This is a genomic window from Dyadobacter endophyticus (genome assembly GCF_014641595.1).
GTDB lineage: Bacteria > Bacteroidota > Bacteroidia > Cytophagales > Spirosomataceae > Dyadobacter > Dyadobacter endophyticus.
On sequence record NZ_BMIA01000003.1, the window covers coordinates 891675 to 908149 of the forward strand.

The 16475-nt window shown below is 52.0% G+C and carries 16 protein-coding genes; 1 reads left to right on the plus strand and 15 read right to left on the minus strand.

Features of this window, described 5'->3' with window-relative positions; translation table 11 throughout:
* Positions 1 to 38: 38 nt before the first annotated feature.
* From IEY24_RS23510 to IEY24_RS23535, 6 genes are all read right to left on the minus strand, one after another.
* Entirely contained in the window at positions 39 to 1181 is a 1143-nt protein-coding gene (locus IEY24_RS23510; protein WP_188936690.1) for a DUF3179 domain-containing (seleno)protein, read from the minus strand.
* A 137-nt stretch (positions 1182 to 1318) separates the two neighbouring features.
* Positions 1319 to 2545 (minus strand): MFS transporter, encoded by a 1227-nt coding sequence (locus IEY24_RS23515; protein ID WP_188936692.1) that lies wholly within the window; start codon positions 2543 to 2545, stop codon positions 1319 to 1321.
* Between the two features lie 6 nt (positions 2546 to 2551).
* On the minus strand, positions 2552 to 5338 hold the full coding sequence (locus tag IEY24_RS23520; RefSeq protein WP_188936695.1) for a TonB-dependent receptor: 2787 nt from the start codon (positions 5336 to 5338) through the stop codon (positions 2552 to 2554).
* Between the two features lie 27 nt (positions 5339 to 5365).
* Positions 5366 to 5932, minus strand: coding sequence for a carboxymuconolactone decarboxylase family protein (locus IEY24_RS23525; protein WP_188936697.1), 567 nt, complete (start codon positions 5930 to 5932; stop codon positions 5366 to 5368).
* A 19-nt stretch (positions 5933 to 5951) separates the two neighbouring features.
* Positions 5952 to 6518, minus strand: coding sequence for a carboxymuconolactone decarboxylase family protein (locus IEY24_RS23530; protein ID WP_188936706.1), 567 nt, complete (start codon positions 6516 to 6518; stop codon positions 5952 to 5954).
* A gap of 141 nt (positions 6519 to 6659) precedes the next feature.
* Positions 6660 to 7217: a hypothetical protein gene (locus IEY24_RS23535; RefSeq protein WP_229222925.1), complete on the minus strand. Its 558-nt coding sequence runs from the start codon at positions 7215 to 7217 to the stop codon at positions 6660 to 6662.
* Positions 7218 to 7394: 177 nt separating this feature from the next.
* Between IEY24_RS23535 and IEY24_RS23540 the strand changes: the two genes are divergently transcribed.
* Positions 7395 to 7733: a cupin domain-containing protein gene (locus IEY24_RS23540; protein ID WP_188936709.1), complete on the plus strand. Its 339-nt coding sequence runs from the start codon at positions 7395 to 7397 to the stop codon at positions 7731 to 7733.
* Between the two features lies 1 nt (position 7734).
* Here IEY24_RS23540 and IEY24_RS23545 read toward each other — a convergent pair whose 3' ends face one another.
* The 9 genes from IEY24_RS23545 to IEY24_RS23585 all read right to left on the minus strand — a co-directional run bounded on the left by IEY24_RS23545 (position 7735) and on the right by IEY24_RS23585 (position 16372).
* On the minus strand, positions 7735 to 9123 hold the full coding sequence (locus IEY24_RS23545) for a Gfo/Idh/MocA family protein (protein WP_188936711.1): 1389 nt from the start codon (positions 9121 to 9123) through the stop codon (positions 7735 to 7737).
* Positions 9124 to 9135: 12 nt separating this feature from the next.
* Positions 9136 to 10218: a hypothetical protein gene (locus IEY24_RS23550; protein ID WP_188936713.1), complete on the minus strand. Its 1083-nt coding sequence runs from the start codon at positions 10216 to 10218 to the stop codon at positions 9136 to 9138.
* 11 nt (positions 10219 to 10229) lie between these two features.
* Positions 10230 to 10973, minus strand: coding sequence for an SDR family NAD(P)-dependent oxidoreductase (locus IEY24_RS23555; RefSeq protein ID WP_188936714.1), 744 nt, complete (start codon positions 10971 to 10973; stop codon positions 10230 to 10232).
* Positions 10974 to 11041: 68 nt separating this feature from the next.
* Positions 11042 to 11998 (minus strand): dihydrodipicolinate synthase family protein, encoded by a 957-nt coding sequence (locus IEY24_RS23560; RefSeq protein WP_188936715.1) that lies wholly within the window; start codon positions 11996 to 11998, stop codon positions 11042 to 11044.
* Positions 11999 to 12011: 13 nt separating this feature from the next.
* The gene (locus tag IEY24_RS23565) at positions 12012 to 12950 is read right to left on the minus strand and encodes a DMT family transporter (protein ID WP_188936716.1); all 939 of its coding nucleotides are present in this window, start codon (positions 12948 to 12950) and stop codon (positions 12012 to 12014) included.
* On the minus strand, positions 12947 to 14080 hold the full coding sequence (locus tag IEY24_RS23570) for a mandelate racemase/muconate lactonizing enzyme family protein (RefSeq protein WP_188936718.1): 1134 nt from the start codon (positions 14078 to 14080) through the stop codon (positions 12947 to 12949). Before IEY24_RS23570 ends, IEY24_RS23565 begins: the two co-directional genes overlap by 4 nt.
* Complete coding sequence (locus IEY24_RS23575) at positions 14077 to 15021, minus strand: 3-hydroxyacyl-CoA dehydrogenase family protein (protein WP_188936721.1); 945 nt, start codon at positions 15019 to 15021, stop codon at positions 14077 to 14079. Before IEY24_RS23575 ends, IEY24_RS23570 begins: the two co-directional genes overlap by 4 nt.
* A gap of 30 nt (positions 15022 to 15051) precedes the next feature.
* Positions 15052 to 15432: a RidA family protein gene (locus IEY24_RS23580; protein ID WP_188936723.1), complete on the minus strand. Its 381-nt coding sequence runs from the start codon at positions 15430 to 15432 to the stop codon at positions 15052 to 15054.
* A gap of 154 nt (positions 15433 to 15586) precedes the next feature.
* Positions 15587 to 16372 carry a creatininase family protein gene (locus IEY24_RS23585; protein WP_188936725.1) on the minus strand — a complete coding sequence of 262 codons (786 nt, stop codon included), beginning with the start codon at positions 16370 to 16372 and terminating at the stop codon, positions 15587 to 15589.
* Positions 16373 to 16475: the final 103 nt, after the last annotated feature.

The window sequence follows — 16475 nt, forward strand, 5'->3', positions numbered from 1 at the left end:
CGCCGGCCGTGAAGACACCGTTGCGGCCGACCGCCAATTTAGTATTGTTCGGTACCAGGGTGGAAAGTGCGCCAGCTGTGCCAAAACTCCTGGTAGGCGTTAATGCGTTTCAGGTCATTGCCGGTGCCGGTGAGGCGTCTGCCGAGTAGGTCGTGGGAGCCGGTTTTGGTAAAAATGGTGTCGTTTCTGAATGTAAATGGCTCATTGATTGCTTTATCGAATGCGAAAAAGCTGTTGTTGTCGGCACCGAGTACCAAAGCAACGGCGGCCGGCCCTACCTGGCTGTTGATGATGCGCTCCTTTTTGAGGCGGTTCCAGTCGAATGCCTTGGCTGCGCCGCCGGCCTGAATGCCCACTACCCACGATTTTTCTTTCCACGGAAGCGTGTCGGTTTTAGTGAGTGCCGACTTCCCGCGACCAGATTCGTAGCGGCTCATGGAGTCGTATATGGCCTTATAAACCGGGTCGGGCTGCATTACCTTGCTATTTGGATGCAGTTTCAGCCATTGGCTCAATGAAGTTTGGGTACTGGCAAGCTCGGGAAGCATTTTGCCTTTCAGCGGACCGGCGATCGCCTCGCCGTTGACCTGCCGCCACCAGCTGCCGGTTTCGCCGTCTTCGAACATCGCATTGAAATGGTCCATTCCCACGAGCCTGAAAACCTCCGGTTTGCCATCGACCGTTGGCTCAAAAACCCGGCCTGTACGGCAAACGGTACAATAGGTTACCATGATGGGCTTCCCGCCGAGCACGTCGCGTACCTGATGATGGTAGCCAATATATTGGATCGGATAGGCCTTTGCTTCGCCATTATGCTCCACGCCGATCACCAGTCGGTCCATATCTACTTTATTAGTTGCCGCATCGTGCTGGATTACCTGCGAAGGTTGGTAAAACATCGTATCCGCAGCCATTTCGAAGTTCGTCGTGTAAGTAATGCCTGCCGCCAATAGCAGAAAAATGGCAGGCAGCCATTTCATTTTACCCGAAAAAACTGAAAACCCACCGACCACAACCATTGCCCAGAACAATATCCGTAGCGGCCAGCGCCATGTATGGAGTATATAGGAGGCATCAATGCTATTCATCTGCTGGCTGCCCGGCATGGGCATAATGAAGTAGACCTTCGCGATTTCGTAGAGGATAACACCGAGAATTCCGAGGTAAAAGAGCTTCTTCATATAGGATATTTCGAAAAAGAATCAGTGGAAGAGGCGCAGCGCGCCGAAAGAATTGTAGCAATTGTAAGAAATGGGTCCGCCAAGCGGCGAACCCGTTTGCCCAATATATTAACCTATGATAATACGCAAAACCACGTTCATTTGCTTCTGAATGTGACAAACAGCGCGACCAGGAAAGGCAGCGAGAATACCAGCAGGGCATTCCCGAAACCACCCAGCACCGTCACCAGGGAGCCAATGAAAAACACCGCCGTCGCGGTAAAGAACCGCCCGACGTTAAAACAAAAACCTGTGGCCGTGCCACGCACCGCAACCGGAAACAGCTCGGGAATGTAGCTGGACAATGCGCCCTGGCTGATCCCGAAGCAGAATGCCAGCATCGCCGTTTCGATGTAAATGATGCTGGAAAATGTGCGGTTGGTGATAAACAGCACGCCGCATAGCACTACGCAGCCAGTGAATGTGGCTATCAATGTATTTTTCTTGCCAAACCGGTTTATCAGAATGCCCGAAAAAATACCACCGGTGATGCCGCCCATTCCGAGGAGGATCATCAGCAACCCGCGCTCCTTCTGGCCGTCCTGCCCGCTCGCGAGCAACGACTGCGCCCACGTAGGCAACCACGAGAATATCCCCCAAAGTCCAATAAGCACCGCACCGAAAATCAGTGAGCCTTTAATGACATTAGGCCGGTTTTCAGCGTCGAAAATCCCCTCACTACCTTTCTGACCATCCCTCACTTGCTTTATACCTTTCCACCTATCCGATTCCGGCAAAAGCAGGAAGATCAGCAATGCCGCCACAACCGGGATCAATCCGATGCCGAATGCCGTCCGCCAGTCCGAAAACAGCAGGTTCAGACTGCCGGTGGTTACGATCCCGATGGGGAAGCAAACCGCCAGAATGCCGAGGATTACGGCCTTGCTACGCACATCCCATATTTCGGAAATATACACGGTCGTGATCAGCAGCACGCCGCCCACGCCCATTCCGGCCGTGAAACGAATGGCTAGCAAAGAGTACCAATCGGGCACGATGGTAACGAGGCAGGTGGAAACGCCGTACAATGCGGTCACCAGCGTCAGCGATTTCTTCCGGCCGATCCGATCGCTTACGACGCCGAACAGCAATCCGCCACACATCCATCCGTAGAGAAATATCGCGTTCACATACGCCCCTATCTCGCCCAGCTTCGCCTCACTCACCGCCGCGCCTTTCAGCTCGGGAATGGCTACCGGCAGGTATACCGACATCAGCGTCGAGACCGTGCCGCTTAATGTATAGGCGACCACACAAAGCGCGAATGCAAGCCATTTCCGGCTTACGCTGGTGGATTCTACGCGGGTTATTTCCAGAGTTTCCATAGCGGTTTAGCGGAAAAGTTGGTCGAAATTCAGACTGATATAATACAACCCTCCCACAGCCGGTGAGCCGTATGCCTGCACGATGTATTTGTTGGTGATATTGGAACCACCCAGTTTAACAACCGTTTTCAGGCTGGGAATGCGATAGCTAACCTGCGCATCGAGCAAGTTGTAGGCATTCACGCGGCCCGGACGCATTTCGGTAAATGTGCCGTACCAATCGAATGCTTCCTGCCAGTGCCAGGCCACATTGAAACCGATGCGATCTGTCAGGCGTGAATTGCCGAAAATCACATTGGACTTCCATTTCGGCGTGTTGAATGCCGGGATATTATTCGGATCGGCCTCGCCCATGTTGAAATCGATCCAGGTTGCATTCGCCGATACTTTGTAGTTTTTAGGTAAAGAGTAGGTCAAACCGGCGCTTACACCCTGGATCGACACTTTGTCTTTCGCATTGGTATATAACTGGTACAACTGCCGTCCCGCTCCCAGCAACTGCATAGCGGCCTCCTGGTTCACCGAGCCGTCGGCAGCCAAAATATTGGATGGCGCCGCAGCTACCACCGTGTTGATAATAAAATCAGTATACCGGCTGTAATAATAGTTCACATCAAATAACAGTTGTTTCGCAATCAGTCCCTTATACCCAATCTCATAGCTTTTCACTTTCTCCGATTTGATATAAGGCACATTCGATTTCACCAGCTTGTCCTTGTTGTTCGCAACGGCCTGGGGGAACGGGACTCCTTTTTGCATATCGGCTCCGAATGCCGCCGCAAATTGTGAGAACGAAGCAATCGTCACCGAGTTGGAATAGGCATTCAAACCCACAGAATTGACGGGCGCACCGCCGAGAATGATGATCGGGCCAACATTCAGCTTGATATACTGATCGCCGATCGTCGGGTTGCGAAAGCCGGTTTGGTAAGATGCGCGGAAATGGTGGTTTTCGCTGGGGGAGAAAACGGCGGAAGCACGCGGCGTGAAACGGCCATCGAAGTTCTCGTTCTTGTCGTAACGGCCCGAAACGGTCAGTTTCAAACGATCTTTCCAAAACGATTTCGAAGCCTGGGCAAAAACGCCGTACTCTTCGTTGGTCAGGTTTTTATCCTTGTCGTCGAAAAGCGTCCCGCCCGTGTTGAGAAAATACTTCCGGTAGTTGGCGCCGACCTGGAAATTGACCACTCTCAAAAGTGAACTGAAATCGTACATTCCTTCCACGTGATTCAGGCTGCACTGGCTGAGAATACCGGCACCTGCCAATCCACGTGTTTTAATCAACTGGTCTTTGGCTGTATTAAATGCGTCGGAACCCGGCGCAATGCGCCCCTGATCGGCGAAGCCGCGTGCGGCGGTATGGTTCTGCTGCGCGACACCGGTAACCGCGCCATTATAAGCTGCCGCGTACCTCGCAAACCAGGTCGAATCGGCTTTGTTGGGAGCGACGGTGTTGCCCGCGAGGTCTTTCACCCAGCTACGGTTGATCTGCTGGCCCAACGCCCGGGTATTGTAGGAATTGGTGGAATACTCGTGGTTGGTATAGGCACGCACGTAGAAATTACTTCCCCGGAGTTCCAGCCTGTGCTGCACGAATTTGAAATCGTTGATCACAAACCGGTTTGAACCGGTATACTGAGCCGTTCCCTGGTTGAAGTTGCCCTGGTAAATGGCTTCCAGCTTGTCGGTGATGCGGTAATGCAGCGCACCGCTCAGTTTCAGGCTGTAAACACCATAGGTAGCAAGGTCTTTTTCCTCGTAACCCGTGCGCGACACGCGGCCGATGTTCGGCAATGTCTGCGCCACTTCGTCGCCGTAGATGTTCAACGCATTCCGGCCGGGGTTGTTGGGACCGCGATTTTCCGGGTTGGTATTCGGATCAATGTCGGTGTAATCGTTGGCATACCAGTCGGTCCCTTTCAGATAAGATGCATTTACTTTGAATGCGAGTTTGTTGTTGAAGGCTTTCGCGTAACGGATAGCCAGGTCGTAAAGCGGCTTCGCTCCAAGGCCGGTACCATCGCCGAGGTGATTGATACCAAACTTCGTCTGGGCGCTCAGTCCCTGGTATTCAAATGGATTTTTGGTGCGTGTATTGAGCATTCCGTTGAATGCGATCGGGCCGTACAATGCGGAGGCTGCGCCGGGGATCAGTTCCGCACTTTCGACATCGATATCGTGCGGCCCGAAAAGATTGCCCATCGCAAACCCAAGGCCGGACGGCTGGTTATCAACTCCATCCACGAGTTGCAAAAAGCGGCTGTTGCCCGTTGTATTGAACCCGCGGGTGTTGATTTGCTTGTAAGTCAGACTGCTCGTTACCATATCGAGCGATTTCAGGTTTACCAAACCATCATAAAAATTGGCGGATGGCGTCTGCTGAATTGCGCGGGAATCCATTTTTTCGATGCTCACCGGCGACCGCAAAATGCTCTCTTCCACGCGTGAAGCCGTTACCACCACCTGGTTCAGCTCCTCGATCGACGGTACCAGGTTGATCCGCAACGCTTCCGAAGAAGCCACTTCTTTTTCCTGCCTCGCATAGCCCACGAGCGAGATGATCAATGTAGCGGGGATATTGGTTTTTAATTCAAAATAACCCTCAGTATTGGTAACGGCACCGGTATTCTTGCCCTTGACAGAAACCGAAACGCCCAAAACCGGCTTTTGCGACTCATTGTCAAAGATATGGCCCGAAATTTTCGTGTTCTGCGCTTCCACAATCTGCGCGGCGGCGCCCGGCGTGAAACACAAAGCAATGATGATGTATAGAAGAGGTAAAATTCTTTTCATAGGTTCGATTTAAATAGATCAGGAAGGTTAGTTCTGTTTTTTCAAATGGTCGTAACCGTTGGTCAGCCGGTTGTAACCGTGGTCCACTAAACGTTGGCCAAGGCCGGTATAAAATTGGGGGTCAGCCGGCGCCACGGTAGCCATACCGTCGACGTACCGGTTGTAAAGACAAAAAAGGCCTGCGATTAGTACCGTATCGTGGATTTCCACGTCCGTAGCACCCTCCGCCTCAGCATTCGCTATCGATTCGGCCGTTACTGCCTTGCCGCTCACCTGCACCTGCTTCGCGATTTTCAACAAAGCTTTCATTTTACTGCTCACCGGGGCTGCGTCGATATCCTGTTTCATGATCTCACAAGTTTCGGTTTCCCCCAGCAGCAGATCCGCGGCAGCTGTGTGTGCAGCAGTGCAAAACCGGCATTCATTGTTATGCGATACGATGGTCGCGATCAGTTCACGCTCCGCGGGCGTCAGCGAATTCTCGCCACGCAGAATAAATTGCGTCAGCTGACGTATAGGCTCGGCAGTTACCCGGCTGTATTCCAGCAATCCGGTAATGCCGGGCAAATGCTCCGGTAGTGGGATATGTGGCATGAGTGCTTTTGCTTAATGATTACGCCTCGATGGCATCTTGCTTGATCGGATACCGTACATAACCCGTAAACGCCATACGTTGCCCCATTTCGCGGTAGGCCTCGTTGTCTTGCGGTGCCCAGGTACCCAGTCCGTCCACATAGCGGTTGAACATGCAGAATGCTGCGGCAATGAGTACCGTATCGTGGATCTCCTTGTCGGCGGCACCTTCGGCTCGGGCCGCAGCAACGTCGGCGTCGGTCACTTCCTTGCCGCTTTTTTGCACTTTGGCAGCGATATTCAGCAATGCGCGGAGTTTGGGGGACACCTCAATCACCTGGAAACCCTGTTTGATGTCGTCGATCAAACTGAGGTCACAGCCTAAATGCGCCATCGCAGCCGAAGCGTGCGACGTATGGCAGAAATGGCAGTTGTTGAGGTACGATACGTGTGCCGCGATCAGTTCGCGCTCACCACTTGTGAGCGGCGATTCGCCGCGAAGCAGCGTTTCAGCCAATAATTGCAGCGGGCCAGCCGTTTCAGGCCGGAAGTTAAACAGTCCGACAATGCCGGGCAGCGATTCATCGGGTAGAGCAATATGCGCCATTGTGAGGGAAGATTTCTGGGTTAGTAAATCGGTCTTTCCTCCTGTGTGCGGCATTCACATGTGCAGCCGGGAGCATATACGCATCCACACATACGCGCGGGGAACGCAAGGCTCTTTACAGGAAGGATGAGAGGGGATGAACTAGGCCAGATCCGGCGGCGGGGATGGTATAGAAGAATATCTTTCAGGCAGAATAGATCTGACGGGAAATTGCAGGGCCATATCATCGGATGGCTCCCATTCCAGCACATAAAACGTATGCTGGCGACCAGCAGTCATGTATTCTTTAAGGAAATTCTTTAAAATGCTCGAATGCGCGTCTTTTTGTGGATCTAATGCCTGGCCGGTAACCTGATCGTTGATCTTCGAAACGAGGTCAGAAAAGCGGTCGCGGGCGTTCTGGTCAAACTCACAATGCACATATAACGTATCGTTGATGAGCTGCTGGCTTTTCATCTGGTAAAACTGCCCTTCGTGCTCGATCTGCCCCTGGACAGGCTCCGGTGCGTCCCAGTCATTCTGGTAAGGGACAGCCACGGGCACTTTGATCACAATATCCACAGAACCTGCCGCCTGCTCCACCAGGCCCTTTCCCTCAGAACTGATGGTATAGCGCTCCTCCGACAGGTAGACTATCGAATAGCCCACCATATTGTAAAGCAGCAGCCCCAGCAACAATATGGAAATGATCCTGCGCAATGTTGAAATATTGAAATTTTATGCTGTATGTACAAATGTATGGAAATGGTATTGAAATTTATGGAAGTAATTTAAAATTTTTGGTGTTTACCTCCCCGGGGCACATCGTTGGTAAGGGAGTCGCCCCCAAGTACTACATTTGTTCTGAACAATTCCTTATTAAGCCAAAACAACACAATGCCTTTCGTCAACTTCAAAACCAATAAAGTAATCAAAATCTGGGATGGAATCTATGGCACGCTGGGCCATTCGGAGCAGCAGACCTTCGGGCATTTTACGATCGATGCCGGAACGGTGCTGCCCGAGCATAGTCATTTCCATGAGCAGTGGTGCCATGTGCTGGAAGGCGAGCTGGAGTTTACCGTAGACGGGGAGACCGTGCTGCTCACGCCGGGGATGACGGCCCACATTCCGCCGCACGCGCCCCATTCCGCGATCGCGCATACGCAATGCAGGGTGATCGATTGCTTTACGCCCGCGCGCCAGGATTTTATTGAGCTCGAAAAGCAATCGTAACTCAGAGCCTTACGCCGGTGGTCCCACCTTTTTCCATGGAAATATCAATGGGCGCATTGGTTTTCCAGGCGCCGCGGGTGAAATCCGGGACATCGATGGAGTTGGAGCGGTGCGCTACCGACCATTCGCTGAGCGGACCAATGGAACTCCACAACGCAGCGTCGTACACGTCCTGATCGAGCGGTAGGCCGTTGCGCAGACAGTCGATGGTGCGCCAGTCCATGAGGAAATCCATGCCGCCGTGGCCGCCGACTTGTTTGGCAACCTCGCCTATTTTCTTCACAATAGGCGGTGTATGCGCTGTTTCGAGCGCTTTGTATTCTTCGGGCGAAAGCCATTCATGGCCTTTGGAAATCCGTGCCGGTTCGGGGTATTTTAATGCGGCGCCTTTGGTACCGCTCACAAGCTGAATGCGGGAGTACGGCCTCGGCGACGCGACGTCGAACTGCACCACAATCGTTTTACCCTTTTTGGTCCGGATCGTCGAAGTGTTCATCATCCCGTTAAATGGCTTCCCTACGAACGGTTTGAAATCCGGATCACTTATAGCCAGGCGTTTAGCAGTATCGCCCATCACAAAATCGTTGTTCGACATCGACACCAGGTAGTCCATCGCGTCGCCGCGGTTGATGTTCATTACCTGACAAATGGGCCCCAAGCCATGCGTGGGATAGAGATTACCAGTCCTTTGCGAAAGTTCTTTCAGCTCCCAAAACTGGTAAAAACGCTCCTTGTCAAATACATATTCCTGCAAATTGTGAATATAGGCGCCTTCCGCATGGACGATCTCCCCAAAGAACCCGTTGCGTGCCAGATTTAATGTAAGCAGCTCCGAAAAGTCGTAGCAACAGTTTTCGGTCATCATGCAATGCCTGCGCGTTTTTTCCGAAATCTCTACGAGTTCCCAGCATTCATCGATCGTCTTGGCCGCAGGCACTTCCACACACACGTGCTTGCCGTGGTTCATCGAAAACACGGCCATCGGCGTATGCAATGCCCATGGTGTCAGAATGTAAACAAGATCCAAGTCGCCTCGCTCGCTCAGCTTTTTCCAGGCATCTGCGTGGGTATGGTAGCCCTGCGGCTTGTGGCCATTACCGGCCACCAATTGAATCGCTTCGTTTACTTTCCCTTCCCGCAAATCACAAACCGCCCTGATTTCCACGCCTGCGATCTTGTTCAGGCGCTCCACCGCCGCCATTCCGCGGTTTCCCAGGCCGATAAAGCCTACCCGCACCGTTTCAAGCTTCGGGGTAGCGAAATTGCACATATTGAATTGCTGCGGACTCGTCGCGTTTGCCAGCGGCATTCCGGTCGCCCCTGACGGCAATGCCGCCGAGGCAAGTCCGAGACCGGTCATTTTAATAAAATCTCTGCGATGCTGATTCATCGGCGGCGCGGGTTATGCATTTGAAATGGATTCGCTCAAAAACTGCGGTGTATAACCATTTTCTTTCGCCCAGCGGACTGCGGTGAGAATTTTGTTCCGAAAATCGGGCTGGTAGTTGAAATAGGACGGATAGAAATATTGCTCATGTACCAGCAAATCGAGGTAGGGTGGCTTGGAACCGCTCTTTTCATGCTCGTCGAGGTGCGGTTTGATATCTTCCAGCTTTTTGGTATCGATCACGATGCTGGCACGCACGAAAGTGATATCCTCTGCCGTGTCGCGCCATACAAAGCGCTTTTTGAGATGCCTCCGCTGCTGGGCTGTGAGGTAGTATGAAGCAGATGGCAGGTTATCGTCCACATTGAAATATCCAACCTGCCCCACGTAACCCGCATCACGCATGGCCCGCGAGCCTTCGACAGTCGCTTCGCCCCAGTGAATGGTCGTCACCGAATGCATAACTTCCTGACCGGCAAACCTTCGGATTTCATTCATAATAAGGTCACAATCGCGTTTCACCTCCTCATAACCAGCATTCACATACGGCATGTCGGGAAACTCCTGCAATGCATGGAAGCTAAGCCGAAGCCAGTCTGCATTCGCTTTCCATTCATTTTTGTATTGGTCTGTAAAATCAGAGAGGTTGAATCCGTCCGTCTGGTAAAATAAGTTTAAATGGATTTTGGTCCCGTATTCCGCATTGACCTGTTTCAAAAAACCGAGATAGGGGTTATCGAAAAGGGAGTGATAGTGCTCTTTATTCTGCTGAATGTCACGCAAAAACCAGATATTATCATCAATCGACAACCGGTAATGCCCGGCGAAATCACTAAGCCAAAAAACATGAATGCCGATTTTTTCGCCGCTCACCCGATCTACCGCTTCCAGCCGGTTTTTATGTCCTTCTAAAAACACCTCTGCCTCGAAATGGCCGTCGGCACGCTCGGCTTGCACGCCATTTACAAAGATTTCAGCGTCTTCCGGCGCGGCAACTTTTACCGTAATTTTCAGTTTACCATCTAAAAAACGGCCGTCGAAGGCATGGAGCACGTCTCCTTCAATGGGAGCAATGAAGTTTAGTGGGTTATTCTGCATGATGAAAGTCGTTAGTAAGTCGCCCTGCCGCCCGAGAGATCGAATGTAAAGCCGGTTGTAAAACTATTCTCCGGTGAAACAATGAATGCGGCCATGTTAGCAGCTTCTTCGAGCGTGCCGCAACGTTTCATGGGAATTTTGTCGGTCATGTATTTAACCTGCGCTTCGGGCATTGCGTCCACCAGGGGTGTCCGGATCACCGCCGGCGCCAATGCATTCACAGTGATGCCAGTCTCGGCATATTCTTTCCCCTGCACTTTGGTCATCCCGATCACCGCCGCTTTCGAGGCCGAATAGGCCAGCATACCGGCGTTTCCTTCCTTTCCGGCAATGGACGCAATGTGTAGGATCCGGCCGTAGTTGTTTTCAAGCATGTACGGAAGCACCGCCTTCGCCGTATAAAAGCTAGCCATGAAATTGATATTGAACACCTTCTGCAAATTGACCGTATCTACCTCGTGACTTTTGATGTTGGTAGCACCCGTAATCCCGGCACAGTTGATCAGGATATCGATTTTACCAAAACGCTTCGCCACGCGCGCCACCGCCGCCGCAACCAGCTGCTCGTCGGTAACATCCACGCCGATGAGCTCCTCGCGCTCCTCATTACCTACGAATTCGTCATCCAATGCCTGCTCGTTCAAATCGAGCAAACCTATTCTGGCGCCTTCATTCAGTAACTTATGGGCGATTACGAGCCCAAGACCGGAAGCGGCACCCGTAATGACGGCCACCTGATTCTCGAAAGTGTTCATTTTACCAGCGCGTTTAGTGGTGTATTTAGTTTTGCTGGTTTTAAAAATACTCTTTTCTTTGTTTCTAATCACGCTTTCGATAAGGTTGTTTCCAATGACCTGATTTCCCACGTTTCGTCGTTTAACACATCCAATACCCTCTGATTTAATTCCTTAATATAGGAAACCGATGATGGATCGGGTATATACGCCGCCTTGCGTGCAATGCTGTTTTTAAGGATGCCGCGGGCCATTAGCAGCTCCTTCTCTGCATAATGGAACAGTTCCATGTTTTGGAGGGAGAAAAATATCTGGGGCATCACCTTTTCGAACAGGTCAAAAGCCTTTTGGTGTGCGCCCTGGTTGCGCAGCGTGAACACTTTCTGCAAAATGTCCGATACCGCCAGCCCCGGCATTACACCGCGGATACCCAGCGGAATCAATTCGAGCATATACAATCCTCCCCAGCCTTCAAAAAGCCCGATTTTCCCGCCGGTTTCTCTGATAATACCTTCAAACTTGGGCGCACAAAGCGGCTCTTCGAGTTTGAGGTATTTAAAATTCAGGTTTTCAGCCATTAATTCAGTGATAAAACCAACGCTGATAGATGAACCGCCGGGATTGAAATCCTGAATTAACACCGGGGTATCGGGTATGGACTGCAAAAATTCGGAAAGGTAGATTTTGAGCGACTCCTCCGGCAGGCTGAAAATCCGGGGCACCGCAAGCGATACCACATCCGCACCCGCAGCCACATTCGCCTGCGCCAGCCTGATCGCCTGTTTCAATGACGGGTGATTTGACTGCGCGACGATCTTCACGCGCCCGGCCGCATGCTCCACGGCTACGCGCACGACCTGCAATTTTTCGTCGTCGGTCAACTTGTAGAATTCACTGGCATAAGCAGGCAGGCATACCGCCTCGATGCCGCTCGAAACGGCAAAATCGATCAGGTCGCGCAGGGCTGCTTCGTCAATCTCTTCGTTTTCCGTAAATGGCGTCGGGATAATAGGCACGACGCCGAACAATTCGCTATCTGCATTCATACTCTTTGTTTTTTTATGGATTGACATTAACCAGTTCTTCCTCCTTCTTTTGCCGTGCCGCCTTGCTATCTACAATCGTGAGGATCAATGTGGAAGCGAGTACCAGCGCACCGCCGATAATGGCTTGGGTCTTCAATGTTTCACCCAAAACGAAAGCGGCGATAGGCAATCCCATGAACGTTATGAGGTAATTGGACAATGCGACCTGCGTGGCATCGAGATATCTGAGCACTTTAAAAAACAGCAGCATCGACAGGAAGTTGTGAAAGAGCGTGAGCGCGATCATGCCGGTCCAGGTTCTGGCGGTATAATCCGGTATCACGGAAAACATTTCCGGCTCGTAATACCACACCAGCGGCGCCAGCAGGATCACCATCACGAGGTAGGTGTAAAACACCATTTCCATCTCGGTGTATTGCTCGGCAACCTTTTTACAGCCTACATTATAATAGCCATTGCCCAGGATTGCGAGGAATATGAGCAGGTTACCCACCGCATATTGCGAGCTCATGTCCATGTTACGGATATCGTCCGTCGAGCAAAGCAGCACACCTACGATCGCGATCCCGAAGCTGATCCACCGAATGCGGTTCATTTTTTCTTTTAATATAAAAAATGCGAAAACTGCCGTCACGACCGGCAATGCGAGGATCAGGATGGCTGCATTGCTTGCAAGAGAATATTGCGTGCCCCAGGTCATCAGTACCTGAGAGGGAAATGCGCCTATGGCAGCCAGTTGCACGAAAATAAGAACGTCCCTGATTCTCTTATTTCCCTTTTTGAAGTCTCTCCATGCATAGGGCGCGAGAAAAATCGTAGCCAGCAACATCGGCAGCCACACCGTAAAATATGGCCCCACCTGATCCTGCGTAAGTTTAATGCACGTAAAATGGAACGACCAGATCAGGTTGCAGAAGAACAGGATAGTCCACGATAAAAAGGCTTTCTTCATAAGTGCGCCGTTAGGATTTTTCCGGTTTGATATTTTTTGAGCGCTTCGCAATCGAGCGCGACGCCGAGACCATCTCCCTGCGGCACTTTCGCGGCTCCGTTTTCGAATGCAATGGGTTCGGCCAGCAGGTCGTCCACCCGCACCAGTTCGCCGAAAATGTCCGACGGGATAGTACAATTAATGCTCGCCGCCGCGATATGCAGGCCCATTGCTTCCGAAACCCCCAAATCCACCTCCGACCCGCGCCAGCAGGGCTTGCCTTCCAGATGTGCGATCTCAGCCAGCAGCACACAATTGTATGCCGAGCCATTGAAATTGTAGCCATCAGCCGCGTCGGCACGTACGAACGTGATCATGTCGCGGATATCCTGCGTGTACGGGAGCGAAATGTGCCGGTATAATGGTATTCCAAGATGTTTTTTGAGGTATTTAAAACCTTCGACATCCGCATGCCGGACAGGGTCTTCCAACCCCAACATCACCTCCATTTCGACTCCTTCCATCAATTTCATCGTCGTGCCTACATCGTCCCAGCGCTGGTTCGGATCGAGCAGGACTTTAATACCCTTACCGCACTTCCGTTTGATTTCTTCAGTCCAAAGTCGCACCGGGTCTTCGTCGGAGCATTTGAATTTGAACACCTTATGGCCCTTCTGCATCGCTTCGAACGCCTTCTGAGCGGCGTCTTCCGGTGTTCGCCGGCCCGTCCAGCCCATGCAATCGACCGTTTCGCGGTAACCGCCTCCGAGTAACTGGTACACCGGCACATGCAACAGCTTTCCGGCCAGGTCGAGCACACAGCTTTCGAATGCCTCGTAAATACGCTGGTCGGTCACAGGCAGCCGGCGCCAGTTCAGTTTCAATATATCCTTGCCTACGAATTCCTGCATACTTTCGCGAATGAGGTCGCCGGAAGCGCTGCGATAGGTCTCGCCTATGCCTGTAAGCCCGTCCGCGAGGGTCATTTCGACGATCCATTTCGGCTGGTTGGCAAACTCCGTCCAGCTTTCGCCAGTCAGGAACTTTTGGGCGAATGCGCTGTCCTTGTCGAGTACCGTTTCCGAATTGAGGCTTCCCGGCCTGGCCGGCACGATCACTTCCGTGGCGCGGACCGATACGATTGTTGTCATTCCTGCGGGTATTTTTCTGCCAGCTTCCGAATGTCGTAGCTGAATTCGCTAAATGCCTTTTCCCATGCTTCGGCGCTTTCTTTGGTGTAGGGATAAAATCCCTGCGCATTGCCCACGCCCCTCGCACCCGAGGCTACCAATTTTTCCATCATTTCAGGGGTAGTCTGCCGGTTATCGAGGTCAGGGAACAGATCCTTCATTACCGTCAGATAAGCCGGAATGCCCGTCAGGTCCATGAAACGGAACGGCCCGGCGAATGTGATCCAGTAGCCCAGGTCGTTGCGCAGCGAGCGGTCGACGTCCTCGACCGTCGCATAGCCGTTTTCCACCAGATTGAATGCCTCTCGCAGCATTGCATACATAATTCGGTTGGTAATAAACCCGCGAATATCCTTCCGAAGCAGAGAAGGTTGCTTCCCCCAGCTTTCGGCCAGCTTCACCATCTCCCCGGCGTATTTCACATCCGAATCCTTTCCGCAAATCACCTCCATAAACCGGGTAATATGCGCCGGCTCCGCCCAGTGAATGCCCAGCAGCCTTTCGGGATGCCATAAACCGGCCTGCAAAACCGAAACCGGGATGGCCGAAGTGTTGCTGCCGATAATGGCGGTGTTTGAAAGCACATTTTCCAATGCCTTGTAAACGGCCTTTTTAGCCTCCACATCCTCGGTAATCGACTCGATTACCACTTCATGGTCGACCAGGTGTGCTATGTTGGTAGTAATGGTTAAACGTCCGACCGCCGTTTCGGGTAATTCTTTCAGCAGGCCTTCGTTGTGAAGTTCTGCCAGGAAGCCCAGAATACGTTTACGGGCAGGTTCAATCTCACTTTCTTCCCTGACCAGCGAGGTAACTTTATGCCCCGCCGCCAGGATACAAGTCGCGATGCTACTGCCCATTAACCCAAGTCCTACTGTGCCGATGCGTTCTTTTAAGCTCATTGTGATTAATGCAAAAACCAAGTGCGTAAACTAGCCGATCAGCGCAATGGCGTCGATCTCGATTTTGATGCCGTCCGCCAATACCGACTGAACGGTCGTCCGGGCGGGCAGAATACCTTTGAAAAACGAGGCGTAAGCGACATTATAGCGGTCAAAATCATTGATATCCTCCAAATGCACCGTGCATTTCATAATATCGTCGACCGTGCCGCCCGCCGCCTCCACGACCTTCTTCACGTGTTCGAGCGTAAGCAATGTCTCTTCCTCGATGGTGCCATGTTTTACCTCGCCCGTCGCCAGGTCCAGCGGCCCCTGCCCGCTCACGAACAGTAAGCCGTTTTTCAAAACACCGGCTGAATACGCGCCGGTGCTGACATTTTTATCCGGGTGCTTGATTTCTTGTTTGGGCATGGTGTGGGGCGTTTGCCGGGTTTTGTGAACGATTGGGCTGTTTGACCGCCGACCATGGACTGCCAACTGCCGATTACTTGTCGTTTATCTGATAAGATATTTTACTTCAACTGACTATCTCTCACTCATTCTGGCCATCCCTGACAACACCTGACTACAACCGCCCACCTATCTCCCACCCTGCGAAAGCCTGCAGAAACGTCACCAACGCTTCCGTTGCCTTACCGATCAAATGCGCGCCCTTTTCCGCTGTGGCTTTTTGAGGCTCTCCGCTGCTGCCATTGCTGGAAATGTACGCCGTTTGTTTAAAGAGTGTTACGCCCCGGTAAGGCTCATCGTCTTCCCAGGGAATGTAGCCATTGCTGGGTGGTCGTTCGGCGCGCGCAGCTTTCTCCATCCATACTTTTTCAGGAAAGAGGTGAAGCATCATGCTTGTTTCGTACTCGCAGGCGTGGCTCAGCGCGGGACTTTCCATCGGCGCTTCGCCGGCGAACGGCTTTCCGGCCATCTCCCAATACGTCACCAGGGCAATATTGACAGCATTTGCCTGCTCAAAATCGGCACTGAGGACCGCCAGGGCCTGTTTCACCGGGGTAATGTTACCGCCATGGCCATTCAACAGCACGATCCTTCGAAAGCCATTTTGCAGCAAAGAGCCCACCATATCCACAATTACCTGTGTGTATAATGCCGGATTGATGCTGATCGTCCCGCCGAACGACAAATGATGGTGACTGGAACCATACGGCAATGCCGGGCAAAGCAATATGCGATCAGGCAACGATGCCTCCGCGGCACCTGCAAGGTGCGCAACGATATCCGTATCCGTCGACACCGCCATGTGCGGCCCGTGCTGCTCGATCGCGCCGAGTGGAAGTATTACTACCACGTCTTCAATCAATGTCCGGATCGACGGATAATTCAGATTCGCGAATAACATAGCGGAAGTTCAGGACAGGCTGTTGATCAAAAGTATTGATTAATTTTTTGTTTACAAAATTTATATAAAATAGTTTACAAAAAAACTTTGGTAGTCATTTTAT

Coding starts and splice junctions, on each gene's coding strand:
- IEY24_RS23515 (WP_188936692.1), bottom strand. CDS start 2,545: ATGGAAACTCTGGAAATAACCCGCGTAGAATCCACCAGCGTAAGCCGG.
- IEY24_RS23530 (WP_188936706.1), bottom strand. CDS start 6,518: ATGGCGCATATTGCTCTACCCGATGAATCGCTGCCCGGCATTGTCGGA.
- IEY24_RS23525 (WP_188936697.1), bottom strand. CDS start 5,932: ATGCCACATATCCCACTACCGGAGCATTTGCCCGGCATTACCGGATTG.
- IEY24_RS23565 (WP_188936716.1), bottom strand. CDS start 12,950: ATGAAGAAAGCCTTTTTATCGTGGACTATCCTGTTCTTCTGCAACCTG.
- IEY24_RS23520 (WP_188936695.1), bottom strand. CDS start 5,338: ATGAAAAGAATTTTACCTCTTCTATACATCATCATTGCTTTGTGTTTC.
- IEY24_RS23560 (WP_188936715.1), bottom strand. CDS start 11,998: ATGAATGCAGATAGCGAATTGTTCGGCGTCGTGCCTATTATCCCGACG.
- IEY24_RS23580 (WP_188936723.1), bottom strand. CDS start 15,432: ATGCCCAAACAAGAAATCAAGCACCCGGATAAAAATGTCAGCACCGGC.
- IEY24_RS23570 (WP_188936718.1), bottom strand. CDS start 14,080: ATGACAACAATCGTATCGGTCCGCGCCACGGAAGTGATCGTGCCGGCC.
- IEY24_RS23575 (WP_188936721.1), bottom strand. CDS start 15,021: ATGAGCTTAAAAGAACGCATCGGCACAGTAGGACTTGGGTTAATGGGC.
- IEY24_RS23510 (WP_188936690.1), bottom strand. CDS start 1,181: ATGAAGAAGCTCTTTTACCTCGGAATTCTCGGTGTTATCCTCTACGAA.
- IEY24_RS23585 (WP_188936725.1), bottom strand. CDS start 16,372: ATGTTATTCGCGAATCTGAATTATCCGTCGATCCGGACATTGATTGAA.
- IEY24_RS23555 (WP_188936714.1), bottom strand. CDS start 10,973: ATGAACACTTTCGAGAATCAGGTGGCCGTCATTACGGGTGCCGCTTCC.
- IEY24_RS23545 (WP_188936711.1), bottom strand. CDS start 9,123: ATGAATCAGCATCGCAGAGATTTTATTAAAATGACCGGTCTCGGACTT.
- IEY24_RS23550 (WP_188936713.1), bottom strand. CDS start 10,218: ATGCAGAATAACCCACTAAACTTCATTGCTCCCATTGAAGGAGACGTG.
- IEY24_RS23540 (WP_188936709.1), top strand. CDS start 7,395: ATGCCTTTCGTCAACTTCAAAACCAATAAAGTAATCAAAATCTGGGAT.